At 63.6% G+C, this 26814-nt stretch carries 26 protein-coding genes; 13 read left to right on the top strand and 13 right to left on the bottom strand.

Annotation, left to right across the window (positions count from 1 at the left end; all coding sequences use genetic code 11):
• Nucleotides 1–101 precede the first annotated feature (101 nt).
• Entirely contained in the window at nucleotides 102–1265 is a 1164-nt protein-coding gene (ilvA, locus tag RHP72_RS20600) for a threonine ammonia-lyase (RefSeq protein WP_311094889.1), read from the top strand.
• Nucleotides 1266–1271: 6 nt separating this feature from the next.
• Here the strand turns inward: ilvA and RHP72_RS20595 are convergent, their stop codons facing one another.
• A complete protein-coding gene (locus tag RHP72_RS20595) occupies nucleotides 1272–2066 on the bottom strand; it encodes an FAD:protein FMN transferase (protein WP_003943281.1) in 795 nt (264 codons plus the stop codon).
• On the bottom strand, nucleotides 2063–2308 hold the full coding sequence (locus RHP72_RS20590) for a hypothetical protein (protein WP_153211881.1): 246 nt from the start codon (nucleotides 2306–2308) through the stop codon (nucleotides 2063–2065). Before RHP72_RS20590 ends, RHP72_RS20595 begins: the two co-directional genes overlap by 4 nt.
• A gap of 205 nt (nucleotides 2309–2513) precedes the next feature.
• Here RHP72_RS20590 and RHP72_RS20585 point away from each other — a divergent pair, with 205 nt between their 5' ends.
• Nucleotides 2514–3614 carry a bifunctional lysozyme/C40 family peptidase gene (locus RHP72_RS20585; RefSeq protein ID WP_003943296.1) on the top strand — a complete coding sequence of 367 codons (1101 nt, stop codon included), beginning with the start codon at nucleotides 2514–2516 and terminating at the stop codon, nucleotides 3612–3614.
• 88 nt (nucleotides 3615–3702) lie between these two features.
• On the opposite strand, the gene greA is transcribed toward RHP72_RS20585, so the two are convergent.
• Nucleotides 3703–4197, bottom strand: a complete 495-nt coding sequence (gene greA / locus RHP72_RS20580; RefSeq protein ID WP_007726385.1) for a transcription elongation factor GreA — start codon at nucleotides 4195–4197, stop codon at nucleotides 3703–3705.
• Between the two features lie 227 nt (nucleotides 4198–4424).
• A complete protein-coding gene (locus tag RHP72_RS20575; RefSeq protein ID WP_007726384.1) occupies nucleotides 4425–4850 on the bottom strand; it encodes a DUF4307 domain-containing protein in 426 nt (141 codons plus the stop codon).
• 303 nt (nucleotides 4851–5153) lie between these two features.
• On the opposite strand from RHP72_RS20575, the gene mca reads away from it, so the two are divergent.
• The 3 genes from mca to RHP72_RS20560 are packed head-to-tail and all read left to right on the top strand — an operon-like array spanning nucleotide 5154 to nucleotide 8390.
• The gene (gene mca, locus RHP72_RS20570) at nucleotides 5154–6032 is read left to right on the top strand and encodes a mycothiol conjugate amidase Mca (protein WP_007726383.1); all 879 of its coding nucleotides are present in this window, start codon (nucleotides 5154–5156) and stop codon (nucleotides 6030–6032) included.
• A complete protein-coding gene (locus tag RHP72_RS20565) occupies nucleotides 6029–6343 on the top strand; it encodes a hypothetical protein (protein ID WP_003943283.1) in 315 nt (104 codons plus the stop codon). The genes mca and RHP72_RS20565 overlap by 4 nt, the downstream gene beginning before the upstream one ends.
• A gap of 19 nt (nucleotides 6344–6362) precedes the next feature.
• Nucleotides 6363–8390 carry a thioredoxin domain-containing protein gene (locus RHP72_RS20560; protein ID WP_311093759.1) on the top strand — a complete coding sequence of 676 codons (2028 nt, stop codon included), beginning with the start codon at nucleotides 6363–6365 and terminating at the stop codon, nucleotides 8388–8390.
• Here RHP72_RS20560 and RHP72_RS20555 read toward each other — a convergent pair.
• The gene (locus tag RHP72_RS20555; RefSeq protein ID WP_003945269.1) at nucleotides 8357–9025 is read right to left on the bottom strand and encodes a hemolysin III family protein; all 669 of its coding nucleotides are present in this window, start codon (nucleotides 9023–9025) and stop codon (nucleotides 8357–8359) included. The two genes, RHP72_RS20560 and RHP72_RS20555, sit on opposite strands and share 34 nt — an antisense overlap.
• A gap of 172 nt (nucleotides 9026–9197) precedes the next feature.
• Here RHP72_RS20555 and RHP72_RS20550 point away from each other — a divergent pair, with 172 nt between their 5' ends.
• Nucleotides 9198–9965, top strand: coding sequence for an isoprenyl transferase (locus RHP72_RS20550; protein ID WP_003945211.1), 768 nt, complete (start codon nucleotides 9198–9200; stop codon nucleotides 9963–9965).
• Between the two features lie 6 nt (nucleotides 9966–9971).
• Here the strand turns inward: RHP72_RS20550 and coaA are convergent, their stop codons facing one another.
• Entirely contained in the window at nucleotides 9972–10904 is a 933-nt protein-coding gene (coaA, locus tag RHP72_RS20545) for a type I pantothenate kinase (protein ID WP_003945270.1), read from the bottom strand.
• 172 nt (nucleotides 10905–11076) lie between these two features.
• Here coaA and RHP72_RS20540 point away from each other — a divergent pair, with 172 nt between their 5' ends.
• From RHP72_RS20540 to RHP72_RS20520, 5 genes are all read left to right on the top strand, one after another.
• A complete protein-coding gene (locus RHP72_RS20540) occupies nucleotides 11077–12273 on the top strand; it encodes a hypothetical protein (RefSeq protein ID WP_007726370.1) in 1197 nt (398 codons plus the stop codon).
• 76 nt (nucleotides 12274–12349) lie between these two features.
• Nucleotides 12350–13657, top strand: coding sequence for a serine hydroxymethyltransferase (gene glyA / locus RHP72_RS20535; RefSeq protein WP_003945195.1), 1308 nt, complete (start codon nucleotides 12350–12352; stop codon nucleotides 13655–13657).
• Between the two features lie 151 nt (nucleotides 13658–13808).
• Nucleotides 13809–15242, top strand: a complete 1434-nt coding sequence (locus tag RHP72_RS20530) for an amidase family protein (protein WP_311093758.1) — start codon at nucleotides 13809–13811, stop codon at nucleotides 15240–15242.
• 26 nt (nucleotides 15243–15268) lie between these two features.
• Nucleotides 15269–15985, top strand: coding sequence for a LuxR family transcriptional regulator (locus RHP72_RS20525; protein ID WP_007726367.1), 717 nt, complete (start codon nucleotides 15269–15271; stop codon nucleotides 15983–15985).
• A 275-nt stretch (nucleotides 15986–16260) separates the two neighbouring features.
• Nucleotides 16261–17628 carry a PhoH family protein gene (locus tag RHP72_RS20520; RefSeq protein WP_007726365.1) on the top strand — a complete coding sequence of 456 codons (1368 nt, stop codon included), beginning with the start codon at nucleotides 16261–16263 and terminating at the stop codon, nucleotides 17626–17628.
• A gap of 60 nt (nucleotides 17629–17688) precedes the next feature.
• On the opposite strand, the gene RHP72_RS20515 is transcribed toward RHP72_RS20520, so the two are convergent.
• The 5 genes from RHP72_RS20515 to RHP72_RS20495 form a co-directional block, all read right to left on the bottom strand.
• Entirely contained in the window at nucleotides 17689–18093 is a 405-nt protein-coding gene (locus RHP72_RS20515; RefSeq protein WP_003945227.1) for a carboxymuconolactone decarboxylase family protein, read from the bottom strand.
• Nucleotides 18094–18123: 30 nt separating this feature from the next.
• The gene (locus RHP72_RS20510) at nucleotides 18124–18549 is read right to left on the bottom strand and encodes a limonene-1,2-epoxide hydrolase family protein (RefSeq protein ID WP_007726363.1); all 426 of its coding nucleotides are present in this window, start codon (nucleotides 18547–18549) and stop codon (nucleotides 18124–18126) included.
• Nucleotides 18550–18566: 17 nt separating this feature from the next.
• Entirely contained in the window at nucleotides 18567–20180 is a 1614-nt protein-coding gene (locus RHP72_RS20505) for a serine hydrolase (RefSeq protein WP_311093757.1), read from the bottom strand.
• A gap of 97 nt (nucleotides 20181–20277) precedes the next feature.
• Nucleotides 20278–21849 carry an MFS transporter gene (locus tag RHP72_RS20500; RefSeq protein ID WP_050656893.1) on the bottom strand — a complete coding sequence of 524 codons (1572 nt, stop codon included), beginning with the start codon at nucleotides 21847–21849 and terminating at the stop codon, nucleotides 20278–20280.
• A gap of 97 nt (nucleotides 21850–21946) precedes the next feature.
• Nucleotides 21947–22513, bottom strand: a complete 567-nt coding sequence (locus RHP72_RS20495) for a TetR/AcrR family transcriptional regulator (protein WP_003945239.1) — start codon at nucleotides 22511–22513, stop codon at nucleotides 21947–21949.
• Nucleotides 22514–22853: 340 nt separating this feature from the next.
• On the opposite strand from RHP72_RS20495, the gene RHP72_RS20490 reads away from it, so the two are divergent.
• A complete protein-coding gene (locus RHP72_RS20490) occupies nucleotides 22854–23309 on the top strand; it encodes a nitroreductase family deazaflavin-dependent oxidoreductase (RefSeq protein WP_042920867.1) in 456 nt (151 codons plus the stop codon).
• 59 nt (nucleotides 23310–23368) lie between these two features.
• On the top strand, nucleotides 23369–24088 hold the full coding sequence (locus RHP72_RS20485) for an NADPH-dependent F420 reductase (RefSeq protein WP_082661311.1): 720 nt from the start codon (nucleotides 23369–23371) through the stop codon (nucleotides 24086–24088).
• A gap of 49 nt (nucleotides 24089–24137) precedes the next feature.
• Here the strand turns inward: RHP72_RS20485 and RHP72_RS20480 are convergent, their stop codons facing one another.
• Entirely contained in the window at nucleotides 24138–25541 is a 1404-nt protein-coding gene (locus RHP72_RS20480) for a class II fumarate hydratase (RefSeq protein ID WP_058037241.1), read from the bottom strand.
• 101 nt (nucleotides 25542–25642) lie between these two features.
• A complete protein-coding gene (gene glpX, locus RHP72_RS20475; protein WP_003945202.1) occupies nucleotides 25643–26677 on the bottom strand; it encodes a class II fructose-bisphosphatase in 1035 nt (344 codons plus the stop codon).
• Nucleotides 26678–26814: the final 137 nt, after the last annotated feature.

The raw sequence follows: 26814 nt of genomic DNA, 5'->3' as shown, positions 1-26814 counted from the left end.
AGTGCGCCTTCACACCTCACGAGGGTGTGGAGGCGCACTTTCTGGAGGCATGCGTGAATCTCGAACAGATAAAGGCTGCACAGCAACTGCTCGCCCCGGTCATGCGACGCACCCCGGTCGTGGCCTCGCGAGTGTTGTCCGAAACCACCGGCTTCGCCGTGAGTTTGAAATGTGAAAATCTGCAGCGCACCGGCTCTTTCAAACCGCGCGGTGCGTACAACCGCATTGCCAATCTTTCCGCAGAGGAACGGGCAGCGGGCGTGGTGGCGGCCAGTGCCGGTAACTATGCGCAGGGAGTTGCCTGGTCTGCAACAGAATTGGGAATCAAGTCGACCGTCTTCATGCCGACGGGTGCGCCGCTGCCGAAGTTGGTGGCCACCAAGGCATATGGAGCTCAGGTCCACCTGCACGGTTCGACTGTCGACGAAGCGCTCGTGGCCGCTCGCGAATTCGCGGACCGAACCGGAGCAGTTCTGGTCCACCCGTTCGACCACGAGGACGTCGTGGCGGGGCAGGGGACTGTGGGGCTCGAAATCCTCGAGCAACTGCCTGAGGTCGGCACGATCCTCGTTCCCACCGGCGGCGGCGGTTTGATCGCGGGAGTGGCTGCAGCCGTCAAAGCTGTGCGCCCGCAGGTCCGCATCGTCGGAGTGCAAGCCGAGACCGCGGCCGCCTGGCCGGCGTCGTTGGCAGCCGGGAAGCCGACCGCCTTGGCGTCGATGTCCACGATGGCAGACGGTATCGCCGTTGGCTGCCCGGGCGAGGTTCCGTTCGCCGAAGTAGCCGCCCATGTCGACGCCGTGGTGACGGTCAGCGAGGAAGCGCTGTCCAAGGCGCTCCTGCTGTGCCTCGAACGCGCCAAGCTCATCGTCGAACCGGCCGGCGTCGCGGCCGTCGCGGCCTTGATGACCTGCACTCCGGAGGAGCTGGGACTGACAGGGCCGGTGTGCGCCGTGCTTTCCGGCGGCAACATCGATCCGCTACTTCTCACGCACGTCATCTCGCACGGTCTGCGAGCGGCCGGACGGTTCCTCGGCGTTCACATCACCATCGACGATCGGCCGGGCGCACTGGTCTCGTTGCTCGAAGTGGTTCGAGCGAACGGCGCCAGCGTGGTCGATGTCATCCATTCCCGTACCGGTGGCGAACTTGCACTCGACGAAGTGGAAGTCTTCCTCACCGTCGAGACGCGTGGTCCGGACAACAAGGCGGAACTTCTGACGGCCTTCGACCGCGCCGGTTACGCAGTACGACTGCAGAACTGAGGCGAGTTACTCGTCAGGCCAGCCGCCCAGAACCGTCACGCGGTACTCCTGGTCGACCAGCCTGGCGGGTACGTCGAGTTGATGTAGCCAGTCGATGGCCGAACCGCCCATGCCGACCGCAACCCGACTGAATGCGGCGGCCTGGGCGCAGGAGGATGCAATCACCGACACCGTGCGCCACATCGGCGTCGCCGTCGATTCGCGGTGCAGTGGCTTGACGGTGCTGGCCGTGGCGATCCCGCAGTCGGACGGAAGTGCTACCTGGCAGGTCGGGTCGCCGGGCAGGTCTTGCACCTGAATCTGCCAGCCGTCTTCCGGCGCCGGGCCGGCAACCGCGATGTCCCCGCCGAGGCCGACCAGCACGCCACACCCGAGAAGAGTCGCAGTGGACGCGGCACAGTGGTCCGCTGAACTGGCGCGGGCCGTCGCGGACAGATCGAGAACGACGTCGTCCGGGCTGTACACGCGGTTGTTCTCGACGCGAATCTTCCACCAGGAGTGAGGGTCTGCCGACCCGGCCGTCGGCGTGAGTTTGCCGTCGGTCAGTCGTGCGACAGCCAACGCGTCTTCGAGGAAGTGCGCGAACATCGGGGTCACGGCGACGCCGTCGACGTTGCTCGCGGCGCTGACATAGGTACGAATCTCGGAGTCGGCACGATCTCGATTGGTGGCGGCGTCGGCAGCGGTGAGGTACCCGCGAACCAGGCTGGCCGCGGAGGGAAGGACTTCAGGGTCGGTGACGACGACCCGGGCCTGAACCCCCCACGTGAGCCACTCGGAGGCCGAGCGCGGAGTACTCACGAACCGTTGGAGACGGCGTCCGGGGTTCCGAATCCGGCGACCACGACGGGCCGCTTCGCTACGGGATTCTTGGTGTGAGAAGCCGACGTGTCCGGTGCGAGTGCCGTGGCAGTGGGAGAAGAAACGAGTGAAAGTCCGCCGCTTGCGAGTGCTCCCGCCACAGCCGTGGCTGCGAGGGCGAGGCGAACGGGTCGATACACCGTAGTGCGTCCCCGGGCGGGTCGTGGCCGATCGTCGCTCATGGACTCAGCTTGCACGCCGAACCTGAGAAAAGCCTTGGCGTCTGTAGTCATTTGCGTAACGCCCGCGGAGATAAATGAGACATTGGTTACAGGAGTCGCGAGACTGAGCCGTGTCGAATGCATGTTCGAAAGAGTAGATGTTCGCACCGACAAGTTTCGGGTACGACCACGTACATGGATTTTCAGAGGTTTATCGGAGGTTCGGATGGCAGTCGGTGTCCTGGCGATCGCTGTGTCGATCGGCACCGCACTGGGCGTGATGAGTGGAACTCTCGGAGCGCCCGCACAAGTCGAGAAGAACGAGTCTTCGAATGCTGCAGTCTCACTTGCAGCCTGGAACGGACCGGCACGAACTCAGGACACACCTGAGGGAATCGTGCCTTCCGTACCCTCCAACTTTCCGGGAGCGACATTGGCGCCCGTGGGAGCGGTGGCAGTGTTCGCGCCGTGGATCAAAAAGGCCGGTGCTCTGTGCTCGGAGATCACGCCCGCGGTGATCGCCTCGCTGTACTCGGTCGAGAACGGATTCAAGTACGGACCCGATACCGACATCTCACCGGAAGGTGGGCGCGGGCCTGGCCGCTTCACCACCGCAGCGTGGACGGCATACGGCAAGGACGGTGACGGCGACGGAAAGATGGACATCCTGGGCGTTGCCGATCCGGTGATGACAACCGGATACCGGTTGTGCGATCTCGTGAAGCAAGCGCAGTCCTGGCAGAAGTCCGGTGAGGTCGAGGGCGATACCGTCGACCTCGCGCTCGCTGCCTACGACGTCGGGCCGGACGCAGTTCGCGAAGCGGGCGGCGTTCCGGCAGACAAGTCGGGCGAGGTTCCTGCGGAGCAGGCGGTCGCCGCTCCGTTCGTCGCCCAGATCAAATCGTTGCAGGACTCGTTCGCCCTGATGCTTGCGCCCTTCGACTACAACAACCTCGCCGCAGCGGTGGGCGGCGTCGTCGAGGCCGGTCTGAAGTTTCTCGGATTGCCGTACGTGTGGGGTGGCGGAAACATCAACGGGCCGTCGATGGGCGGGTTCGACTGCTCGGGGCTGACGTCGTACGCGATCCACGCGGCCACCGGGGTGACTCTGCCCCGGACCTCGGAGACGCAGTGGGGTGTCGGCGTCGAGATCCCGCTGGATCAGGCGCAGCCCGGTGACCTGTTGTTCGGCAACTGGCAGGCAGGCGGCCCCGGCCACGTGGCGATCTACGTCGGCAACGGTCAGATGCTTCACGCACCCACGTTCGGCGACGTGGTGAAGGTCGGCCCGATCTTCGCCGGCATGAAGGCTCGCCGCGTGGTGTGAGTGGGCAGGAAACGGCGAGCGTCGACAGAGCAAGAAGCGCCACCCGACCGAGTCGGGTGGCGCTTCTTTTCAGAGCTGGTACAGCCGATCAGCTGTGGTAAGGCTCCGCGCTCAGCAGCGTGACCTTCATGGTGCTGCCGTTGGGCAGGTTGTACTCACGCGTGTCGCCGACCTTGGCTTCGAGCAGCGCGCCGCCCAGCGGTGAGTTCGGCGAGTAGACCTCGAGCTTGGCGTCACGTGCGCCTTCTTCGCGGGTAGCGATCAGGAACGTCTCGGTGTCACTCTCGTCGCCGTCGTAGTAGACCTTGACTACGGATCCGGGCAGTGCGACACCGGACTGAGTGGGGGCCTCGCCGACCTTTGCGCTGTTCAGCAGCTCCTGGAGCTGGCGAATGCGGGCTTCCTGCTGACCCTGCTCTTCGCGGGCAGCGTGGTAGCCGCCGTTCTCCTTCAGGTCGCCCTCTTCGCGACGCTCGTTGATCTCGGCGGCGATGACCGGGCGATTGGCGATGAGCTGGTCGAGTTCGTTCTTGAGCCTGTCATGTGATTCCTGGGTAAGCCAGGTCACCTGGGTCTCGGTCATCTCGATCACTCCCTAGTAGTCGGAGCCGGGGGCTCCCTCGACGATCGCTGCAACAGCAGCGAACAACGACACAGAAGCACCACCAGGGATGCAACCTTGCCGTCAAACCTTGCGTCAATGCAGCAATACACGGTTCCACCCGGAACCGTGTATCGGGCAATTCTATCACGCATGACTACCCGCCCTGTCCGGCGTCAAACGTCCGGCAGGGTGGGTGCGTTCCGAGGTCAGCTCTTGGTCAGGTACTCCGGAACGTCGAAGCTGCAGCCGTAGACGTCGGCCATGCCTGGCGGCTGGGACGTCTTGACCTCGGTGTTGAACTCGAGGGTCTGATGTTCCGACGACGGGACGTAGACCTCACGTCGACCGGTTTCGGAGCCGTCCTTCGAGCGTGCGCGCACGATGCACATCGCTTCACGCGACGAGTCGTCGCGTGTGACGGTGAAACGGATCTTCACCGTGGAGTCGTTGGCGATGTCGAACGAGATGGTCTCGGTCTCGATTTCCTTGACCGCAAATTTTCCGTACGCGTAGTACGCGATTCCGCCGCCTACGACGATGACGAGAGCGGTCAGAGCCCACACCATCCACTTGCGGGGACTGCCCGTGCGAGTTGTGCTCGGGTACCGATCTTGGGGAAGCGGTTTGCTCATCACTCTGCTCTCGAAGACTCGAGTTCGCGTGTCGTGCAGCAACTGACTGTGTCCCGCCGGATTACCGAAGGGGTCACGGCTGCGCCAGGAACTCTCGGGTGGAACTATAGAGGACGTATCCCGTCGCGCCGTCGGTAGGTTTGTCGGCAGTCGGTACGTTTGACGGCAACGGCCCGGAGTAATCCGAGCGGTGCACAGCGTGTGATTCGAAGACTGCCGGTGACGGCTACAGGTGAACTGCCGGCAACGGCTACAGGTGAACTGCCGGCAACGGCTACAGGTGAAGTTGAGGTGAACGAACACGTGAGCGGATTCCGGCTCATGGCCGTCCATGCCCATCCCGACGACGAGTCGAGCAAGGGTGCGGCCACCACCGCCCGTTATGCAGCCGAAGGCCACGAAGTGATGGTCCTGACGCTCACCGGGGGTGAGCGTGGCGACATTCTCAACCCGGCCATGGACGTTCCCGGTGTCCGCGATCGAATCAGCGAAGTTCGCCAGGAGGAGATGGCCGAGGCCGCTCGCATCCTGGGCGTGAAGCAGCGCTGGCTCGGTTTCGTCGATTCCGGGCTTCCCGAGGGCGACCCTCTTCCGCCGCTGCCCGAAGGGTGCTTCGCCCTCGTTCCGCTCGAAGAGTCGACGCGCGCTCTGGTCAAGGTGATTCGCGAGTTCCGTCCCCACGTCGTCACGACGTACGACGAGAACGGCGGATACCCGCACCCGGATCACATCCGGTGCCACGAGGTGACGATGGCAGCCTACGAAGCCGCCGCCGATCCCGAGTACTTCCCCGAGGACGGTCAGCCGTGGGAAATCAAGAAGGTCTACTACTCGCACGGATTCATCCGTAAGCGCCTCGAACTCTTCCAGGAGGAGTACGAGCGTCGCGGAGAGCCGTTCCCGATGGCGGACTGGCTCAAGAAGTGGAAGACCGAACGCGGCGACATGATGGTCCGGGTGACCACTCAGGTCACGTGCGGCGACTACTTTCCCCAGCGTGACGATGCTCTGCGCGCACACGCGACGCAGATCGATCCCAACGGTTCGTTCTTCGCTGTGCCGCTCGACATTCAGCAGAAGATCTGGCCCACCGAGGAATTCGAGCTCGCCAAGACGCGGGTCACCACGTCCATTCCGGAAACCGACCTGTTCGCAGGTCTCGAAGAGGACGCTCAGAAGTGAATGCTCTGTCCGCCGAGGTAGTTCTCGGCACCACACAATTTCTTGCTCAGACGCCCAGTAACCCATCCGGCCCGGAGTTCGGAAAGTCGTCTCCGGTCGGCCTGCTGGTGATTCTTGCGCTGCTCATCGGTGTGATCCTCCTGGTTCGGTCGATGAACCGCCAGCTCAAGAAGCTGCCGGAGACGTTCGAACCGGATCATCCCGAACTCGATCAGCAGGCAGACGAAGGCACCGACCGGGGAGCTATCACTGCTCCGAGCCCGGCGGATCCCAACGTCTCTACCGAGAAGAAGCCCAAGCAAGAATCCTGAGACGAACGAGGTAGCGGCGATGGACCCACGGATGCGGAACAACCTGGGTGGGTCCTCGAGCCCTTACCTGCGTCAGCACGCCGACAATCCGGTCCACTGGCAACAGTGGGGCGAAGAAGCGATGGAGTGGGCGCGCGAGCGCAACGTGCCGATCCTCCTCTCGATCGGATACTCGGCGTGCCACTGGTGCCACGTCATGGCGCACGAGTCGTTCGAGAACGACGAGATCGCGGCCGTCATGAACGCGAACTTCGTCTGTGTGAAGGTGGACCGAGAAGAACGTCCCGACATCGACGCCGTCTACATGAATGCGACGGTTGCGATGACCGGCCAGGGCGGCTGGCCCATGACCTGTTTCCTGACTCCCGACGGTTCACCGTTCTACTGCGGCACGTACTACCCGCCGACGCCTCGCGGCGGAATGCCGTCGTTCACACAGCTTCTCGAAGCGATAGCCGACACCTTCACGAATCGGCGCGACGAGGTCGACAACGCGGCACAGTCGATCGTCACGGAACTTCAGCGCGCGTCGGGCGGGATTCCGTACGGCGGAGCACCCATCGACGCCGAGCTGCTGAACGCGGCGGGTCGGTCGATCCTCGGCGACGAGGACGTCCCGCGCGGGGGATTCGGTGGGGCACCGAAGTTTCCACCGTCGGCACTACTGGAGGGGCTGCTCCGACAGTACGAGCGAACGGGTTCGGGCGAGATCCTCGGCGGCATCGAGCGCACCGCCGAAGCAATGGCACGTGGCGGGATCTACGACCAGTTGGGTGGCGGTTTCTCGCGGTACTCGGTCGATGCCGAGTGGGTGGTTCCGCACTTCGAGAAGATGCTCTACGACAATGCGCTGCTCCTGCGGTTCTACGCGCACTGGGCGCGGCGCACCGGATCGGACCTCGCCACTCGCGTCACCGAGGAGACCGCAAGGTTCCTGCTCTCCGATCTGCTGACCGAGAACGGTTGCTTCGCTTCGGCTCTCGATGCCGACACCGACGGCGTCGAAGGCCTCACGTACGTATGGACGCCGACGCAGCTGGTCGAGGTACTCGGCGCGGAGGACGGGCAGTGGGCGTCGGAGTTGTTCCGGGTCACCGATACCGGAACCTTCGAAGAGGGTGCGTCGGTACTGCAGTTGCCCCGTGACCCCGACGACTGGTCGCGCTGGCAGACGATCTCCGACGCTCTACGCGCCGTCCGGGCTCAGCGTCCACAGCCCGGCCGCGACGACAAGGTGGTGACGGCCTGGAACGGGCTGACCGTCACGGCCTTGACGGAAGCCGGACTTGCCCTGGACCGACCCGACTGGATCACCGCGGCGGCCGAGTGCGCAGGCGCTCTTCTCGACCTTCACCTGGTGGACGGTCACTTGCGTCGCGCTTCCCTCGGCGGGGCTGTCGGCGCCCCGACGGGCGTGCTCGAGGATTACGCAATGCTGGCCACCGGCCTCCTGGCTCTATACCAGGCAACGGGATTGGCGCGGTGGCTCGATGCGGCGCAGCAGTTGCTCGACGTCACTGTCGACCACTTCGCTGATCCGTCCGAGCCGGGAAGCTGGTTCGACACGGCCGATTTCGCGGAGTCGCTCGTGACTCGGCCCCGAGACCCGTTGGACGGCGCGACGCCGTCCGGTGCGTCGAGCGTCGCGGAGGCTCTGTTGACCGCAGCGGCGTTGACCGATGCCGAGCGCTCTTCTCGTTACGCCCAGGCCGCGGCGGACGCGCTGGCGAGGGCCACGCTGCCGCTCGAGCGTGCGCCTCGGTCGGCGGGGCACTGGCTCGCGGTGGCGGAAGCGTCGTTGCGTGGTCCGATACAGGTGGCCGTCGTCGGGGAAGGTTCGCTGTTGGCCTATGCCCGGCTGCTTGCCCCGGGTGGTGCAGTGGTTGTCGGCGGAGCGCCGGATTCTTCACCGCTGCTTGCAGATCGACCCCTCGTCGACGGAGGTGAAGCCGCGTACATCTGTCGGGGATTCGTGTGTGATCGGCCGGTGACGACGGTGGTGGAACTGGCGAGTCAGTTGAACACGACGAGCCATACCGCGATGTAGTGGCAGATCGCTGCGACGACCGTCGCGGCGTGGAAGAACTCGTGATGCCCGAACGTCGTGGGCCACGGGTTTGGCCATTTCGTCGCGTACAGAATTGCGCCGACGCTGTAGAAGATTCCGCCGACGAGCAGCAGCACCATCGGCGCCACACCGACCTGGTGCGTCAGTTCACCGACCACGGGAACGATCGCCCAACCGAGGAGCAGGTAGAGCGGGACTCCCACCCATTTCGGGGCGGTGGGCCAGAGCATCTTGAGTGCGACGCCGGCGAGCGCGCCTGCCCACACGATCGCGAGGATGATCTTGCCGGTGTGAGTCGGGAGGCCGAGCATGGCGAACGGTGTGTAGCTGCCGGCGATGAAGAGAAAGATCATCGAATGGTCCGCACGCTTCATCCACGTACGGCCCTTGACCGTCTGCCACTGGATGCGGTGATACGTCGCACTGATGCCGAAGAGGCCGCAGATCGTGACGCTGTAGATCGCGGTTGCCCAAGCCGCTTTGGCGCCGACCTGAGCGCCGGCTACGGAGACGAGAACGATGCCCGCGACGACGGAGACACCGAGCGCCCACAGATGGATCCAACCGCGCATGCGTGGTTTGACCGGAAGCTCGTCGAGCCCGAATGCCGTCATGTGCAACCCCTCTCGTTCCGTACTGTTGCAAACCGCGTAACCTACGGTACCGTAGGTTACGCATCAGTAGCATAACCTACCTGCGGGTTTTCGACGCGTACAAAAAGCGTGACGGCGCTCGCATGTGGCTGTCACTGCCGGGCGTAGTCTTTGACACCATGGTGATGTCACGGTGAATCTGCGCGGACTGCTGTACAGCATCTACGAGCGACGACTCCTCAGTCATCTCGACGGTCTCGCGCACCCACGGCACGTAGCCGTGATGTGTGACGGAAATCGGCGATGGGCTCGCGAGAACGGCTTCACCGATGTCAGTCACGGGCACCGCATGGGCGCGCTCAAAATTGCCGAATTGCTCGAGTGGTGCGACGCCGCCGGAATCGAGATGGCAACCATCTACCTGCTCTCGACCGAGAACCTGCGCCGCGAGCCGGAAGAGCTCGACACCCTCCTCGAAATCATCACCGACGTCGTCGAAGAGATCTCCGGGCCCGGCAAGAACTGGAGTGTGCAGATCGTCGGTGCTCTCGATCTTCTGCCTCCCGAGCAGTCCAGGCGCTTGCGGGAAGCGGCGGCGGGGACGAGCGGCCGAACCGGGACACATGTCAACGTCGCGATCGGATACGGCGGGCGTCAGGAGATCGCCGACGCCGTCCAATCGCTCCTGCGCGACAAGATCGGTGCGGGCCTGAGCGGAGACGAACTGATCCAGGCCGTCACGGTCGACGGCATCGACGGGCATCTGTACACGTCGGGACAGCCCGATCCGGATCTGGTGATCCGCACCTCCGGCGAGCAGCGGCTCTCCGGATTCCTGTTGTGGCAGAGCGCCTATTCGGAGATCTGGTTCACCGAGGCGTACTGGCCCGAGTTCCGTCGAGTCGACTTTCTTCGAGCCTTGCGCGATTACGCGGCGCGCCACCGCCGGTTCGGCGCCTGAGCCGTCTCAGAGCTTGCGCAGCCGCAGCCGGTTGATCGTGTGGTCGGCGTCCTTGCGCAGCACCAGGGTTGCGCGGGGACGGGTGGGGAGAATGTTCTCCACCAGGTTCGGGTGATTGATCGAGTTCCAGATCTCCTTCGCCGCGATGGTCGCGTCACGGTCGGAGAGGCCGGAGTAGTGGTGAAAGTGAGCGTTCGGATCGGCGAACGACGTGTTGCGTAGCGCGAGGAACCGCTGGATGTACCAGGCTTCGATGTCCTCGATGCGGGCGTCGACGTAGATCGAGAAGTCGAACAGATCGGAGACCATCAGACGCGGGCCGGTCTGCAGGACGTTGAGGCCCTCGATGATGAGGATGTCGGGCTGGCGGATCAGGTGGTACTGGCCCGGGATGATGTCGTACGACGTGTGCGAATAGACCGGTGCCGCTACCTCTTCCGCCCCGGACTTGACTTCGGTGACGAAGCGCAACAGCTTGCGGCGATCGTAGCTTTCGGGAAAACCCTTGCGGTGCATGATGCCCCGACGCTGGAGTTCCCTGGTCGGATAGAGGAATCCGTCCGTGGTGACGAGGTCGACGCGCGGATGGTGATCCCAGCGGGCCAGGAGAGCTTGCAGCACACGAGCAGTCGTGGATTTTCCGACCGCGACCGAACCGGCGACGCCGATGACGAAGGGCACCTGACGGTCGGGATGCTTCTCGCCGAGGAAGGTCGCGGTGGCCGCGAACAGTCGTTGGCGTGCCGCTACCTGTAGGTGGATCAGACGTGCGAGGGGGAGATAAACCTCGGCAACTTCTTCGAGATCGATCTGCTCGCCGAGACCACGCAGGCCGTACAACTCGTCCTCGGTCAACACCAGTGGCGTCGACTTACGCAGTGTCCGCCACTGCTTGCGGTCGAACTCGACGTAGGGACTCGATTCGTTGGTGCGCGCCATCAGCCCAGCTCACCGGCACGTAGTGAACCCGGGGCCCGGCGGACGAAACAGCTATGCGAGCAAGCCAGGCGCGTGTGCGCACGATCCGAGTGCATAGTCGGATTGTGCTCGGTGCCACGTCCGGGACTTTCGCCGGGTGGCATTCCGGAGCGAGCGACTAGGCTCGGTCGTTATGGATCCAGACACACTTGTTCGCCAATACCTGCTGCTCGGACTGGGTTTCGACCGTCTCGAAGACGGGTTCGTCGACGCGTTCACCGGTGACCCGGCGCTGCGAAAGCAGATCGAGAGCGCCCCGAAGCCCGATCCGCGTGAACTTGCCCGCACGGCACGTGAATTGCGGGGCGAGTTGGCCGGAAGTGGTCTAAATGCCGAACGCTCCCACTTCGTCGACGTACACCTTCGCGCCCTGGAATGCTCCGGGCGCAAGTTCGCGGGTGAGGACATCGGCTTCGTGGACGAGGTCGAGGCGTACTTCGACGTCCGAATCGAGAAGGGAAACGAGGACGCCTACAGCGACGCTCACCGGTTGATGGGTGAAGTTCTGCCCGGTCCGGGACCGTTGGCCGAGCGGGTGCAGGCCCATCGCAAGGCCGACGAGATCCCCGCGGCGAAACTGAACGAATGCGTCGAGGCAATGTCGAGTGCGCTGCGCGATCTGGTCCGCGGCACGTTCGGGCTTCCCGCGTCGGAAACCGTCGAATACGAAGTGGTGGGGGACAAGCCGTGGTCCGGCTTCAACTACTACCTCGGTGACTACCGCTCCAAGGTTGCGATCAATTCGGATCTGCCGCAGTTCATGGCCAACCTGCCGCGGCTGATCGCGCACGAGTCCTACCCCGGCCATCACACCGAGCATTGCCGTAAGGAAGCCGGTCTGGTCGGTTCGGGCCAGCTCGAGCAGACACTGTTCCTGGTCAACACGCCGCAGTGCATCATGGCCGAAGGCCTCGCGGATTTGGCGCTGGAAGCGATTGTCGGCCCGGACTGGGGTTTGTGGGCGCAGGACATCTACGCCGATCTCGGCTTGTCTTTCGACGGGGAAAAGGCGCAACGGCTCTCCGCCGCGTCGGGGCAACTGCTGAGTGTCCGGCAGGATGCGGCGCTGATGTTGCACGACGAGGGGCGCAGCCTCGACGACGTGGCGCTGTTCCTCGAACGGTGGTCGCTGTCGACGCCGGAACGCGCTCGCCAATCGCTCAAGTTCCTGTCTTCGCCGCTGTGGCGGGCATACACCAGCACGTATGTCGAGGGATACCGGCTGCTCGGGGGCTGGCTGGACGAGGTGCCGGTGGGCGCGGAGCGCACCGAACGCTTCCGCAGGCTGCTCGACGAGCCGCTGGTCCCCAGCTCTCTGCGTGCTGCCTAGTGCCGGGTGGAGACGGCGGGAGCGAACTTCGTAGACTGGACGCATTCGTTTCCGCATCCAGCTTGGAGATTCCTCGATGACCGCTGTGCCCGGCTCCGACGTCAACTCTGCATCACTCGCCGAACTCGACCCCGAAGTCGCCGAGGCGATGGCTGGTGAATTGGCTCGTCAGCGCGACACGCTCGAGATGATCGCGTCGGAGAACTTCGTTCCCCGCTCGGTTCTGCAGGCTCAGGGCAGCGTCCTGACCAACAAGTACGCCGAGGGCTACCCGGGACGTCGTTACTACGGCGGTTGCGAGCACGTCGACGTCATCGAGGATCTGGCGCGCAACCGTGCGAAGGAACTCTTCGGTGCAGAGTTCGCGAACGTTCAGCCGCACTCGGGCGCACAGGCCAACGCTGCTGTTCTGATGGCACTGATGAACCCGGGTGAGAAGCTGCTCGGCCTCGACCTTGCACACGGCGGTCACCTCACGCACGGCATGAAGCTCAACTTCTCCGGCAAGTTGTACGACGTCGCGTCCTACGGCGTCAGCAAGGAAGATCACCGCATCGACATGGACGAGGTGCGCTCGATCGCCCTCGCCGAGAAGCCGAAGGTCATCGTTGCCGGTTGGTCCGCATACCCGCGTCAGCAGGACTTCGCGGCGTTCCGTGCGATCGCCGACGAGGTCGGCGCGTACCTGTGGGTGGACATGGCTCACTTCGCCGGACTGGTTGCCGCAGGCCTGCACCCGTCGCCCGTCCCGTACGCAGACGTCGTCTCCTCGACCGTCCACAAGACCCTCGGTGGTCCGCGTTCGGGCCTGATCCTGGCGAAGAAAGAGTGGGCCAAGAAGCTCAACTCCGCTGTCTTCCCCGGTCAGCAGGGTGGACCGCTCATGCACGCCATCGCGGCCAAGGCAGTCACCTTCAAGATCGCTGCCGGTGAAGAGTTCAAGGATCGTCAGGCACGCACCCTTTCCGGTGCGCGCATCCTTGCCGAGCGTCTGGGCAACAAGGACGTCGCAGACCAGGGCATCAGCGTCCTGACCGGCGGCACTGACGTCCACCTCGTGCTCGTGGACCTGCGTAACTCGCAGCTCGACGGCCAGCAGGGTGAGGACCTTCTGCACGAAATCGGCATCACGGTCAACCGCAACGCTGTTCCGTTCGATCCCCGCCCGCCGATGACCACCTCCGGTCTGCGTATCGGTACCGCAGCGTTGGCCACTCGCGGATTCGGTGATGCCGAGTTCACCGAGGTCGCCGACATCATCGGTACCGCTCTGGCCGGCAACGCGGATCTGCCGGCGCTGCGTGCGCGCGTCGCCAAGCTCGCTCTCGACCTTCCGCTGTACGACGGTCTCGAGAACTGGGGCCTGCTCAGCAAGAACGTCTAGGAATTCCTTCACCGACGGCCCGGTCCCTTTCGAGGGGCCGGGCCGCTGGTTTTTTCCAGTCGCGGATTGTGGCATCGGTCACATGACCGATGGTGGCCGAGTTCGGTGCTTCCTAGCCTGAGAGCATCACCCCTCCGGCGAAGGAAACCCCATGACCGAACAGAATCTGCATTGGCTCTCCGCTACCGAGATGGCGGCGTCGGTCGCGTCGAACAGTCTCTCGCCCAACGAGATTGCCGAAGCGATGATCCAGCGCGTCGACGCCGTCAATCCGTCGATCAACGCGATAGTCCAGTTCGATCGCGAGCAGGTGACGCGCGATGCGGCCGAACTCTCACGGCAACAGGAAGCGGGCGAGAAACTCGGCCCGCTGCACGGCGTTCCGTTCACGATCAAAGATCTGACGGCAGTCGACGGGCTGCCGACCACGTTCGGGATGAAGCCGATGGCCGACAACATCGCGACGGGAAATGCCGTCGTCGTGGACAGGCTGCGAGGCGCCGGCGGACTGTTCCTGGGAAAGACGAACACTCCCGAAAGTGGTTACTACGGTGGCACGGACAACCACCTGTACGGGCCGACGCACAACCCGTGGAAGCTCGGCAACAGCGCGGGCGGGTCCAGTGGCGGTGCGTCGGCTGCCGTGGCTGCAGGCCTCGGGCCACTCGCCGAGGGCAGTGACGGCGCGGGATCGGTGCGTATCCCGTCGGCGCTCTGCGGGGTCGTCGGGTTGAAGCCGACCACCGGCGTCATCCCGCAGACCATCCTGGCCGGGCGCTTCTACAACTGGGCGTATCACGGTCCGATCACCCGGACTGTTGCCGACAACGCGCTGATGCTCGACATCATGGCCGGGCCGGACAATGCGGACCCGCTCTCGATCGAGCGTGCCGAGACCTCGTACGTCGAAGCCTCGAAGGGCGACGTGAAGGGCCTTCGCGTGGCGTGGTCGACGAATCTCGGTCTCGGCCATGTTGATCCGGAGGTGCTGGCGGTGTGTCTCGACGCGTTGTCGGCATTCGAGGAATTGGGTGCCCGGATCACCGAGGCGACCCCGCAGTGGGGAAATCCGTCGGAGTCGATGTGGAACGGCATCTGGGTTCCCGGTTTCGCTTCCGAATACGACTTGCTCGACTGGGAGAACCAGCGCGGCGAGGTCGACGACAACCTGATCGAGATCATGCACGAGGCCGAGCGGCTCACCGGTGTCGACGTCGGGCGGGCCGACGCATTCCGCGGCGTCATGTGGGACACGTGGACCGCGTTCATGAACGACTACGACGTGTTGGTCTCGCCGACCTTGGCTTCGGCCACGTTCCCGCTCAGTCAGTTCGCGCCGTCGTGGCTCGAAGGTGCGTCGTTGCGTGAGCAGTTGCTCGATTGGCTCTTCACCTACCCGTACAACATGCTCAACACCCCCGCGATCACCGTGCCGGCCGGATTCACCGCCGACGGTCGACCGGTGGGGCTGCAGATCGCCGCACGCCACCGCCAGGACGCACTGGTCCTGCGGACTGCCGCGAACTTCGAAGCGGTGCGTCCGTGGGCGGACAGGAAGCCGGCCGGTTCACTGGTGGTGGCCTAGCTCACACGATTGGCTAGATTGGTGTGATGACGTCTGTACTGCCTGATCGCGGCGCTGGACCTGACATGTTCGCGCCGCGATCGCCGGCGGCCGGGGCATACGGCATTCTCGGCCTGTGCGCCGAAGAACTCCGCGCACGTGGACTCGCGTACTCGGCTGCGGCGGTCACGTACCGGGACCCGTCGAGCGGAAGGCATCGGGCTCTGGCGAGTTCCGGATACGACGCCAGGGTGCTCGAGTTCCTGCTCGACGACTTCGTCGCCGATCGCAATCTCTTCGGCATCATTCGCGAGGCTTCGGGCGTGCCCGTGTTCTGGCAGGACGTGCCACGATTCGAGCAGGTCGAGATGGTTACCGATGTTCTGCGGCCGTCCGGGTACGCCGAGGGCGCGTCGGTCGCATTGGGGTTCTCCGGCCGTGAGGTGACCGGATTGCTGCACATGAGCTTCGCGGATTCCGGCGTCGTCGACCGCGTGCGCGAGGTGGTGGCGGCGTCCAGCGCGGCCTGCTCGCGCGTCGTGGGGGACCAGGTGGCGCTCGATCGTGTCCATCTGAGCCCACGGGAGATCCAAGTACTGCAATTGGTGGCCAGGGGCGCGGGCAATGTCGAGATCGCCGAGGAGTTGTTCGTCAGCCGTCGCACCGTCGCCACCCACCTCGAGAACATCTTCGTCAAGACCGGAACCAATTCGCGGGTTCAGGCAGCGGTGCGCGCCGCCAAGTGGGGTCTGATCGAGTCCTGAGTGACGCCGAATCACACGAGTGGCATTTTGTTACCTGGCGTTCACCAGATGTGCGGCTCGTTCCGTGGCGCGAGTGTCCGATCCGCAGTACCGTCGGCAGTAACGAGTAACCAGAAGTTACTTGTGCGGGAGGTTCTGATCGTGACTGAAACACTCAGTACGAGAGGGCCGGCGCCCGGCCCTTGTTTCAGCTGACACAGCGTCACCTGACACCAGAGCCGTCCGGCCCAGCGAGCTGAGTTTGCGCGGGTGCCGCGCAGACCTAGGAGCCCAACGTGACTGCATCACGCTCCGTCTCTGCCCACTCGGCCCGGGCTGATCAATCAGCCGGGAATCATTCGGGAGATGCACTTCGCACGTACGTCTTGGATACCTCGGTACTACTGTCCGATCCATGGGCTGTCACTCGATTCGCCGAACACCACGTGGTACTCCCACTGGTCGTGATCAGTGAACTCGAAGGCAAACGGCACCACCACGAACTGGGATGGTTCGCCCGAGAATCGCTCCGCATGCTCGACGATCTACGGATCGAATACAGCCGCCTCGACCGTCCGGTGCCGATCGGCACCGAGAACGGGACACTGCAGGTCGAACTCAATCACACCGACCCTGCGGTGCTGCCCGTCGGATTCCGCACGGACAGTAACGATTCGAGGATTCTGGCGTGTGCGCTGAATCTTGCTGCGGAGGGCAAGGATGTAGTCCTCGTCAGCAAGGACATTCCGCTTCGCGTGAAGGCAGGCGCGGTGGGACTACCTGCCGACGAGTACCACGCTCACGACGTCGTGCCATCCGGATGGACGGGCATGACTGAGCTGGACGTCGCCTCGACGGACATCGACGAGCTGTTCAACGAGGGTTTCCTGGACCTCGACGAAGCGCGAGATCTGCCGTGTCACACGGGTCTTCGCCTGCTCGGTGGTTCGTCGAGCGCCCTCGGTCGGGTGACTCCCGACAAGCGCATCCAGTTGGTGCGCGGTGAGCGCGAGGCGTTCGGGTTGCACGGCCGCTCCGCCGAGCAGCGCATTGCGCTCGATCTCCTCATGGACGAGAGCATCGGCATCATCTCTCTCGGTGGTAAGGCGGGCACCGGTAAGTCGGCCTTGGCTCTGACGGCAGGTCTGGAAGCGGTTCTCGAGCGCCGCACTCAGCGCAAGGTTGTCGTCTTCCGTCCGTTGTATGCCGTTGGCGGACAAGAACTCGGCTACCTTCCCGGTAGTGAGAGCGAGAAGATGGGCCCGTGGGCTCAGGCCGTTTTCGACACTCTCGACGGGTTGGCCTCGCCAGAGGTTCTCGAGGAGGTTCTCGCCCGCGGAATGCTGGAAGTGTTGCCGCTGACGCATATTCGCGGTCGGTCGCTGCACGATTCGTTCGTGATCGTCGACGAAGCGCAGTCGCTCGAACGAAATGTTCTGCTGACAGTGCTTTCTCGTCTGGGAACCGGCTCGCGAGTGGTCCTCACGCACGACGTCGCGCAGCGTGACAACCTGCGAGTGGGCAGGCACGACGGAGTTGCGGCCGTCATCGAGAAGCTCAAGGGGCACCCGCTTTTTGCGCACATCACACTCACGCGCAGTGAGCGTTCGCCGATCGCCGAGTTGGTGACCGACATGCTCGAGGAGTTCGGCCCCACTTCCTGAGAAGTGATCTCCCCGTGCGGACTTCGGTCTGCACGGGGAGATGCCTGGGTTTGAAGTTGTTCAGTTTTGCAGCGGTCCCAGTTCGTTGTCGAGAACTTCCTGCACCACACGCATCGCCGCCAGTCCGGCCGGAGCGCCGCAATACGCGCTCGCGTGGATCACGGTTTCGACGATCTCGGTGCGCGTCAAGCCGTTTCGCAATGCCCCACGTACGTGGCCTTTGAGTTCGTTCTCGGCGCGCAGCGCGATCAGCATCCCCAGATTGATCAGACTGCGACTGCGGCGATCGAGTCCGGGACGCGTCCATACCGAACCCCAGACGTTGGCCGTCACGAAGTTCTGCAGTTCTTCGCTGTCCGTTCCCCGGGTGCGCTCGAAGGCGGCGTCGACGAAATCGGCCCCCATGACTTCGGTGCGCACAGCCAATCCGGCGTCGAAGGAGTCAGGCGTGGTGTTTTCGGACATGGCAGGTTCGCTCGCTTTCGGCAGGTGATTTCAGGCCGGAGCAAGCCTACTTCGTGTCCCGGTCCCGACGACTGCGCGGCCGACCGCGGTCACCACGCCCCACGCGACGTCTCGCAGACTGAAGTAGTCCCGCCAGACGCAGACCTTGCCGTCGCGCAGTTCGAAAGTTCCGCATACCCAGAACTCGATGCGCAGCGGTCCGACGGTGAGGATGTCGGTGCGTTCGGTGAGCACCGTGGACTCGTCGCCGACGATGTGGTGCATCTCCGCCTCGAATTTCAGTGAAGGCTTGGTGACCAGACGTAGCGCTCGCACGACGGTCTTCTTGCCTCGCAGGGTGGGGAGCGAGACGTTCTGCCAGACGATGTCGTCTGTCATCAATTCGGCTGCGGCGTCCACGTCGAAATCGGTGAGGGCCGCGAACATTGCGTTCACCGTGGCTGTCGAACTACTCATGGGGTGTCCTTGGCTGATTATTCGGCCGGTGTTGCCCGGATGAAGGTACCGAGATGATCGTGATCGAAGTACTCCAAGGTTAGCGAGTTTCCGTCGAAGGTGGCCTTCGAGACCGTCCCGGCCGGTGCGTTCTCGCCGCTGAGCGGGAACGTGAAGGTGTTTCCGTCCCAGTGGGTCAGAGGGTACGTCGCGGCCGCGGGACCCATGGTCAAGGTCAGCGCACCGTTCTGCTGCGTCACGAGCGCGGGACCCCAGTACGGATTGCCGTAGTCGCCGGTCAATTGGTCTGTCGGTGGCGCGGGAGCGGGGGAGGCCGGCGGCGTCTTCCCGGCAAGTTCGCCCTCAGGGTCGGCCTGTGAGGCAAAGGACGCTTCGTACAGCGGGCGCCACTCGCGGGTGATCTTCCCGAACTGCACCAGATCGGCGAATTCGGCGGTCAAAGTCTCTGCGACGCCGGTGGGCGTGCCGTTGGTCAGAACGACTATGCCGACGTCAGCGGAGGGAATCGTCACGAAATTGGTCCCGGCACCGAGCAGGAAGGCGCCGGAGTGGCTGGCGGTCACACGGCCTGCCGCGCTGTCGGAAACGTTGAACCCGTAGCCGTAGAAGCCGGAACGTTCCCCGATTTCCTGCGCATGGCGCGAGACGATTTCCGGGTTGACTGCGGGCACGAGCGCATCCGTCTGAACGACCTGCTGCCCCTGATACCGACCGCCAGACAGCACCATGTCCAACCACTTGGCCATGTCGTTCACCGAGGAGCTGACTCCACCGGCGGGGGATTGGGCGTCGGCGTCCCGAACCGGCCCTACCTTGTACTTTCCGTCTTCGAGGATATGGCCGACTGTTCGATTTTCTCGGGCTTGGTAATCGGCAAACCGCGAAGACGTCGAAGTCATACCGAGCGGACCGTAGATCGTGTTCTGCGACAGCGTTTCCCAATCGGTGCCCGCCGCGGCTGCAACGGCCTCCGCACCGGCTGTGACGCCGAAGTTCGTGTACTCGTATGTGATTCGGAATGGATTGAGCGGTAGTTGGCGAAGTTTTTCGAGTACCTGGGCCCGGTTGTAGCCCAGGTCCTCCAGCCCGTCGCCGGCGTGGTCCGGTAACCCCGACCGATGCGTGTAGAGATCGGAGATCGTGAGGTGGTCGGTCACCCACGGATCGGCAAGCGCAAACCCCGGCAGTTTCGATATCACCGGAGTGTCCCAGTCGACGGTCCCGATTCCGACTTCGTGGGCGACCACCGTGGCCCCGACCGATTTCGACACCGATGCCAGTTGGAACACGGTGTCGGCATCGACGGTGGCGCTCTTACCCAACTCGCGAACCCCGAATCCCTTTGCGTACACAGTCTTACCTCCGTGCACCACGGCCACCGCCATGCCGGGAACACCGGAACTTGCCATGAGATCGTTCGCGAGGTCGTCGAGCTTCCCGACCGCGTCGTCGATTTGCCCGTCCGGGATCGGCACCCCGGCGTCGAGACCCGGGCTGGCGTCGCTGACGACCGGCTCGGGCGCCGAGGTGGTGTCTGAATCGGACGAGCATCCGGCGAGCAGGGCGACCGTCAGTACTACCGGAACCGCCGCTGCCGACAGTCGCGAGCTGTTTCTACTGGTGATGGACACGAGATTCTCCCTAGCAGGGTTGTCGTCGGTACCACTCGGTCAATCCAGTATCGGGGAACGGCGGGCTGATATTGGGACAAATCGGGAAACCTTGTAGCTACTTCGGGGTCTTGGTTGTCAGACTGCCGAGAATGGAGCCTTCCGTGACCGGCTTCCAAGGGAGCAACAACGCGACCAGCAGAGCGGTGATCAATGCTGCTCCGACCGTGAAGTACGACGCGATGGCGAAGCCTTCCAGGCATGCGGTCTTCATCGTGTAGATCAGACTGTCCTTCTGCTGCTCGAAGAGCGGACTGATGTCGCGGGAGCGGATTTCGATGACGCTGAGCACGGACTCACGAGCGAAGCCTTTCTCCTGCGCCGACATCACGGCGTCGGGAATGGCGTCGACGATCGGAGCCACCTTGGACGTGTAGTACGAGGCGACGATCGAACCGATGACGGCGACGCCCAGGGTCCCGCCGAGCTCACGCGTCGTGTCGTTGACTGCCGAACCTGCCCCCGCTTCGTCGAGGGGCACCGAGGACATGATGGAGTCGGTCGCCGGTCCCTGGACAATTGCGAGGCCCAGACCCATGAGGACCATCGAGATCACGACGGGTCCGAGGTAGGGCGTCTCGACGGTCGTCCGACCCGCCAGGTACATCCCGCCGCTGAGTACCAGGAGGCCGAACACCATCACTGCAGTCGTGCCGAGTTTCTGTGCCGCCAAGGTGGCGACTGGGGCGCCCACGGCGACAGCTGCAGCGAAAGGCAAAGAGTGGATGCCGAATTCGAGCGGCGAGTACTCCCGAACGCCCTGGAAGTACTGCGTGATCAGGAACAAGAATCCGAACATGCTGAAGTAGCTGACAGCAATAGCCAAGGCGGGGAAAGAAAACCGCCGGATTCGGAAGAGATTCATGTTCAGGATCGGCGCGTCGGTGCGCAGTTCCCATGCGACGAATGCGGCCAACAACACTGTCGCAGAGAGGTATCCCGTGATGCTGAATGTCGACACCCATCCGCGATGTGGTGCGTCGATGATGGTCCACACCAGAATGACGATGCCCAGTAGCGACAAGATTGTTCCGACGAAATCGAATCGGCCGACGTGGAGCGCCTTCGATTCCGGAACAACCAGCAGCACACCCACGATGACCAACAATGCTGCCGGAACGTTCATCCAGAACACCGAGTGCCAGGAGAAGTGCTCGAGAAGCCAGCCGCCCGCAGTCGGGCCGATGGCAATCGCGAAGCCGGCCATTGCGGTCCAGGCCGCGATGGCGATGGCTCGTTCTCTGGCGTCGGTGAAGATGTTGGTGATCATGGCCAATGTAGCCGGAAAGACCGCTGCGGCAAAGACACCCATGGCGGCTCGCGCCATGATCACCTGTTCGAGGTTGGAAGCCAAGGCGCCGACGAGCGACATCGCACCGACGCCGATCAAGCCGATGATCATCACTCGGCGGCGTCCGAAGCGGTCACCCAGGTGGCCGAAAGTGAGTAGGAACCCGGCGAAGGTCAACGTGTACGCGTCGACGATCCACTGCAGGTCGCTGACGCTGGCGAACAAGTCGACGCTCATCGTCGGCAGTGCGACGTTGACCACTGTGTTGTCCAGCACGACAAGGAGTTCGGCGAGGCAGATGAAGATCAGCGCAGTGAATCGACGTGACTTGGTCATCATGGGCGCCGAGGGCGCCGGTGCAAGTGTGTGAGACATGTTTGTACGCCATCTCTGCTCCTGCGCGGACGGCAGCAGCGGTTGGAAGAAAGAGGGTTGGTCAGCTCGGGGCCGAGACCAGAGCCTTGAGGTGAGCGCCGATGCGATCGAGAGGCGCCGTGGTGTGCTGAGCTTTTGCCATCAGCGTTGCGCCTTCGATTGACGCGATCACGACGGTTGCCCACTGTGCTGCAGTCTCGGACGGCTGTCCCTGCTGCCAGAAGAACGATGTGAGAAGCGATTCCCACGAGGTGAAGGATTCGCCCGCAGCAGTTAATGCCGCCGGCGTCGACGCGCCCTCCACTGCCGCGGCTGCGACCGGACAGGAGGAGGTGAAATCGCTCTCTACCAAGCTGTTTCGAAATATCGTGACAACCGCGTCGATGATCTCCGGTGGGGAAGACTGAGCGATCATCGAACTGATGGCGGCACTGACGCCCCGGCCGAAGTAGGCAACTGCTTCGCCGGCCAGCTGTCCTTTGCCCTCGGGAAAGTAGTGGTACACCGACCCTCGGGGAGCTCCCGAGCGTTCGACGATCTCGGTGAGCGAGGTCGTCGCGATCCCGTGTTCACGGAAGGCATTGATGGCGCCGACCAGCATCAGAGTGCGGGAATCGGAGTCGGCCATCCCGCCATCGTATGCAATCGCAGTGCTGTTCGAATCATCTGGTGCCGCTGATTCTCTTGGTACTCCCCACTTGCGACGCGCTGCGGCGATCGGACAACGCGTCTGCGGGCCGGTCATGGCAACGAGGCGTCTCGAGGTGTGTTCATCACTGCCTCCCAGTATGTCGATCGGTATAGGAACGAATCTGAGACTAGATGTAACCGACAGACACAGTCAAGTGTTGTGTGCAGGTGGTGGGTATCGACGGAGATTCTTGGTGGCAAAACTCCCCGAACAGTGGTTATATCGTGCGGTATAGAGCTGTTGCTTCGAGCACCAGCTTCGGAGGAGAGGAAACGACATGCCGGTACCGACGTCAGTTGCACGAAAACGAAGAATCGAAGTCGCAGTCGGGAAGTATTTCGCCAATCCGCTGGTCACCGGATTGAATCGGATCGGTTTGATGCCGTCGTTGATGACCGAGATCGAGACGGTTGGACGCCGAACCGGTCTGACCCGCCGAGTGCCCGTTGCGATCACCTACGACGGTGACGAGGCGTGGGTCATTGCGCAGCATGGCACCGGCACGGGGTGGGGTGCCAATATCTCTGCGACGCCGAAGGTTCGGATCCGTCGCCGCGGCGAGTGGGTGGACGGACAGGCCCAGATCATGCCGGACGACGACGTGCCGGCGCGGGTGAAGACATTTGCGTCGGGGAAGATCAGATCGGCGCTGACGGCCTCTGCCTTTCGCGGATTGCAGACCGACCCGGTCAGTGTTCGCATCAAACTCGCACTCGATTCGTCAACCGATTGAATCAACGGGAGTTGAAATGGCCGGTGCGGAGTGACCCGGTGCGTTCTCGTCGTTGACGAATGCAGCGGTGGCGCGATCGCCACTCCACACGACGAAGGAGCAGGATCATGCGCATCGGAATCATCGGAGCCGGTCAGATCGGTGGCACGCTCACACGTAGGCTCGCTGCGCTCGGTCACGACGTGCGCGTCTCGAACTCGCGGACACCGGACACGCTTGCAGAACTGGAAGCCGAGACGGGTGCGAAGGCAGTCCGCAGCACCGAGGCCGCCGAGGGTGCCGAGCTGGTCATCGTGAGCATTCCGCAGAAGAACGTGGTTGATCTACCGGCGGGGATTCTCAGCGGTGCGGTCGCCGGTGCCCCGGTCATCGAGACCAACAACTACTACCCGCAACAGCGTGACGGTCTGATCGCCGCCATCGAGGACGGACAGACCGAAAGCGGATGGGTGCAGGAACACCTGGGTGTACCGGTGTTCAAGGCGTTCAACGGAATCTGGTGGAAGCATCTCCTCGAGAAGGGGCTTCCCGAAGGTGCAGAGGGGCGCATTGCGCTACCCGTCGCCGGCGACGACGACGCGAACAAGCAGGTCGTCTTCGATCTGATCAATCAGTTGGGCTTCGATCCCGTCGATGCGGGAACGATCGACGATTCCTGGCGTCAGCAGCCGGGAACTCCGGTGTACGGCAAGGACTTCGATCGAGAAGCGACGTTGAAGGCATTGGCCGAGGCGAGCCCCGATCGCACCGACGAGTGGCGGGCAACCGCTGCGGTGTGAGTGCAAGGGTGGCGGTTTCCGAAGTGGAAACCGCCACTCTTTTGTTTGTTCAGTCCTTGACCTTCGCCATCGCCAGAACGTCGAGACGCTTGTCGAGTTCTTCCTCGCTCAGCTTGTCCGGGACGAGTCCGCGCTCGATGACGACCTGACGGATCGTCTTCTTCTCTTTGAGCGCCTGCTTCGCGACGGCTGCGGCTTCCTCGTAACCGATTGCCGAGTTGAGGGGCGTCACGATCGACGGCGACGATTCGGCGAGTGTCTTGAGGTGCTCCTCGTGCGCGACCAGTCCGCTGACGCACTTGTCGGCGAGCAGTCGAGAGACGTTGGCCAGCAAGGTGAACGACTCCAGCAGGTTGCGGGCCATGACCGGGATGTAGACGTTGAGTTCGAAAGCTCCGGCGGCGCCACCCCACGCGATGGCGGCGTCGTTTCCGATCACCTGAGCCGCAACCTGAGTGGTTGCCTCGGGCAGGACCGGGTTCACCTTTCCGGGCATGATGGAGCTTCCCGGCTGCAGATCGGGGAGTGCGATCTCGCCGAGTCCGGTCAGCGGACCCGATCCCATCCACCGAATGTCGTTGGCAATCTTCGTCAGTGAGACGGCGATGGTCCGCAGCGCGCCCGATGCCTCGACCAGTCCGTCACGCGCGGCCTGCGCTTCGAAGCTGTTCTTCGCCGGAGTCAGCGCGTCGACACCGGTCGACTTGACCAGTTCGGCAACAACTTTGGGGCCGAATCCATCCGGAGCATTGAGACCGGTGCCGACTGCTGTTCCGCCGATCGGCAGCTCGCCGAGGCGGGGGAGTGTTGCGTTGACGCGCTCGATGCCGGCCTCGATCTGACGTGCGTAGCCGCCGAACTCCTGACCGAGCGTGACCGGCACAGCGTCCATCAGATGGGTGCGCCCGGATTTGACGACGGTCTTCCACTCGGTCGCCTTCGTGGCAAGCGCAGCATGCAGATGTTCCAGTGCCGGAACAAGATCGGTGACCGCTGCTTCGGTAGCTGCGACATGCGTGGCGGTGGGGAAGGTGTCGTTGGAGGACTGCGACATGTTGACGTGATCATTGGGATGTACGTCCACACCGGCGGCCTTCGCGATGGATGCGATGACCTCGTTGGCGTTCATGTTCGAACTGGTTCCCGAGCCGGTCTGGAAGACGTCGATGGGGAACTGATCGTCGTGCTTGCCTTCGGCGATCTCGTTCGCGGCGGCGATGATTGCGTCGGCCTTGTCCGCGTCGAGGAGTCCGAGGTCCTTGTTGACCTGCGCACACGCTGCTTTCAGCAAGCCCATTGCGCGGATCTGGGTGCGCTCGAGCGGGCGCCCGCTGATCGGGAAGTTCTCGACTGCACGCTGGGTCTGTGCTCGCCACAGTGCGTCGATGGGCACCCGAACTTCGCCCATGGTGTCGTGTTCGATTCGGAACTGTTGATCGTTGCTCTCCGTCATGGCTCCACATTGCCACTTTTCGAGAGCGGGTAGGGGACTACGTCCCCCGTGAGCGGTTGAGGAATGCAGGGACTCCCTAACCACTCACGGGGCGGAGCCCATCAGAACGTCGGGGGAACCGCGCCCTCTTCGCCGTCGAAGTCGACGGAGCTGTACTCGCGCAGCTTCTCGAGACGGTGGTACGCGTCGATCATGCGAACGGTGCCGGACTTGCTACGCATCACGATGGACTGCGTGCTGGCGCCGCCGCCGTAGTAGCGGACGCCGCGCAGGAGGTCACCGTCGGTGACGCCGGTGGCGCAGAAGAAGACGTTCTCGCCCGAGACGAGATCTTCGGTGGACAGGATCCGATCGAGATCGTGACCGGCGTCGATGGCCTTCTGACGCTCTTCGTCGTCGGTGGGGGCCAGCTTGCCCTGCAACGATCCACCCATGCAGCGCATGGCTGCTGCGGCGATGATGCCCTCTGGCGTTCCGCCGATGCCCACGAGCATGTCGGTGCCGGACTCCGGACGCGCTGCGGCGATCGCGCCGGCAACGTCACCGTCGGAGATCAGACGGATACGAGCGCCGGTGTCGCGAACGTCCTGGATCAGCTGGTTGTGACGCGGGCGGTCCAGGATGCAGATCGTGATGTCGGAGACCGACGCCTTCTTGACCTTGGCCACGCGCTTGATGTTCTCGGCGATCGGTGCGCTGATGTCGATGACATCTGCGGCATCCGGCCCGACAGCGATCTTCTCCATGTAGAACACGGCCGACGGATCGAACATCGCGCCGCGCTCGGCAACAGCCAGAACAGAGATCGCGTTGGGCATGCCCTTGGACATCAAGGTGGTGCCGTCGACCGGGTCGACGGCGAAGTCACAGTCGGGGCCGTCGCCGTTTCCGACCTCTTCGCCGTTGAACAGCATCGGCGCTTCGTCCTTCTCGCCTTCACCGATGACGACGATGCCGCGCATCGAGACTGACGAGACGAGCTGACGCATGGCGTCGACGGCTGCTCCGTCGCCGCCTTCCTTGTCGCCGCGGCCTACCCAGCGGCCGGCAGCCATAGCACCGGCTTCGGTGACTCGGACCAATTCGAGTGCGAGGTTACGGTCCGGGGTCTCACGATGAGTGCTGCTGGCCGTCATGTGCGGTGCCTCCTGGCGCGGTCGCGGTCGACGGGGTGTGTCGACGCAGTGGTTTCTTCAGGCGTCATTGTCCCAGATGGGAGCGGCTACGTGCGCTGTCGGGTCGCCGCAGAGACGTTTTGTCTCGCTCGAGGGGG

It is taken from the genome of Rhodococcus sp. SG20037, assembly GCF_031763325.1.
Lineage (GTDB): Bacteria > Actinomycetota > Actinomycetes > Mycobacteriales > Mycobacteriaceae > Rhodococcus_F > Rhodococcus_F qingshengii.
The sequence above is the reverse complement of the archived record's forward strand: the minus strand, read 5'-3'. Positions and strand labels throughout refer to the sequence as shown.

What these genes read in the sequence shown, in the direction of transcription:
- ilvA (WP_311094889.1), top strand. Translation starts at nt 102, where the DNA reads ATGCGACGCACCCCGGTCGTGGCCTCGCGAGTGTTGTCCGAAACCACC.
- RHP72_RS20590 (WP_153211881.1), bottom strand. Translation starts at nt 2,308, where the DNA reads ATGAGCGACGATCGGCCACGACCCGCCCGGGGACGCACTACGGTGTAT.
- RHP72_RS20585 (WP_003943296.1), top strand. Translation starts at nt 2,514, where the DNA reads ATGGCAGTCGGTGTCCTGGCGATCGCTGTGTCGATCGGCACCGCACTG.
- greA (WP_007726385.1), bottom strand. Translation starts at nt 4,197, where the DNA reads ATGACCGAGACCCAGGTGACCTGGCTTACCCAGGAATCACATGACAGG.
- RHP72_RS20575 (WP_007726384.1), bottom strand. Translation starts at nt 4,850, where the DNA reads ATGAGCAAACCGCTTCCCCAAGATCGGTACCCGAGCACAACTCGCACG.
- RHP72_RS20560 (WP_311093759.1), top strand. Translation starts at nt 6,363, where the DNA reads ATGGACCCACGGATGCGGAACAACCTGGGTGGGTCCTCGAGCCCTTAC.
- RHP72_RS20555 (WP_003945269.1), bottom strand. Translation starts at nt 9,025, where the DNA reads ATGACGGCATTCGGGCTCGACGAGCTTCCGGTCAAACCACGCATGCGC.
- coaA (WP_003945270.1), bottom strand. Translation starts at nt 10,904, where the DNA reads ATGGCGCGCACCAACGAATCGAGTCCCTACGTCGAGTTCGACCGCAAG.
- RHP72_RS20540 (WP_007726370.1), top strand. Translation starts at nt 11,077, where the DNA reads ATGGATCCAGACACACTTGTTCGCCAATACCTGCTGCTCGGACTGGGT.
- glyA (WP_003945195.1), top strand. Translation starts at nt 12,350, where the DNA reads ATGACCGCTGTGCCCGGCTCCGACGTCAACTCTGCATCACTCGCCGAA.
- RHP72_RS20530 (WP_311093758.1), top strand. Translation starts at nt 13,809, where the DNA reads ATGACCGAACAGAATCTGCATTGGCTCTCCGCTACCGAGATGGCGGCG.
- RHP72_RS20525 (WP_007726367.1), top strand. Translation starts at nt 15,269, where the DNA reads ATGACGTCTGTACTGCCTGATCGCGGCGCTGGACCTGACATGTTCGCG.
- RHP72_RS20515 (WP_003945227.1), bottom strand. Translation starts at nt 18,093, where the DNA reads ATGTCCGAAAACACCACGCCTGACTCCTTCGACGCCGGATTGGCTGTG.
- RHP72_RS20510 (WP_007726363.1), bottom strand. Translation starts at nt 18,549, where the DNA reads ATGAGTAGTTCGACAGCCACGGTGAACGCAATGTTCGCGGCCCTCACC.
- RHP72_RS20500 (WP_050656893.1), bottom strand. Translation starts at nt 21,849, where the DNA reads ATGATGACCAAGTCACGTCGATTCACTGCGCTGATCTTCATCTGCCTC.
- RHP72_RS20495 (WP_003945239.1), bottom strand. Translation starts at nt 22,513, where the DNA reads ATGGCCGACTCCGATTCCCGCACTCTGATGCTGGTCGGCGCCATCAAT.
- RHP72_RS20490 (WP_042920867.1), top strand. Translation starts at nt 22,854, where the DNA reads ATGCCGGTACCGACGTCAGTTGCACGAAAACGAAGAATCGAAGTCGCA.
- RHP72_RS20485 (WP_082661311.1), top strand. Translation starts at nt 23,369, where the DNA reads ATGCAGCGGTGGCGCGATCGCCACTCCACACGACGAAGGAGCAGGATC.
- RHP72_RS20480 (WP_058037241.1), bottom strand. Translation starts at nt 25,541, where the DNA reads ATGACGGAGAGCAACGATCAACAGTTCCGAATCGAACACGACACCATG.
- glpX (WP_003945202.1), bottom strand. Translation starts at nt 26,677, where the DNA reads ATGACGGCCAGCAGCACTCATCGTGAGACCCCGGACCGTAACCTCGCA.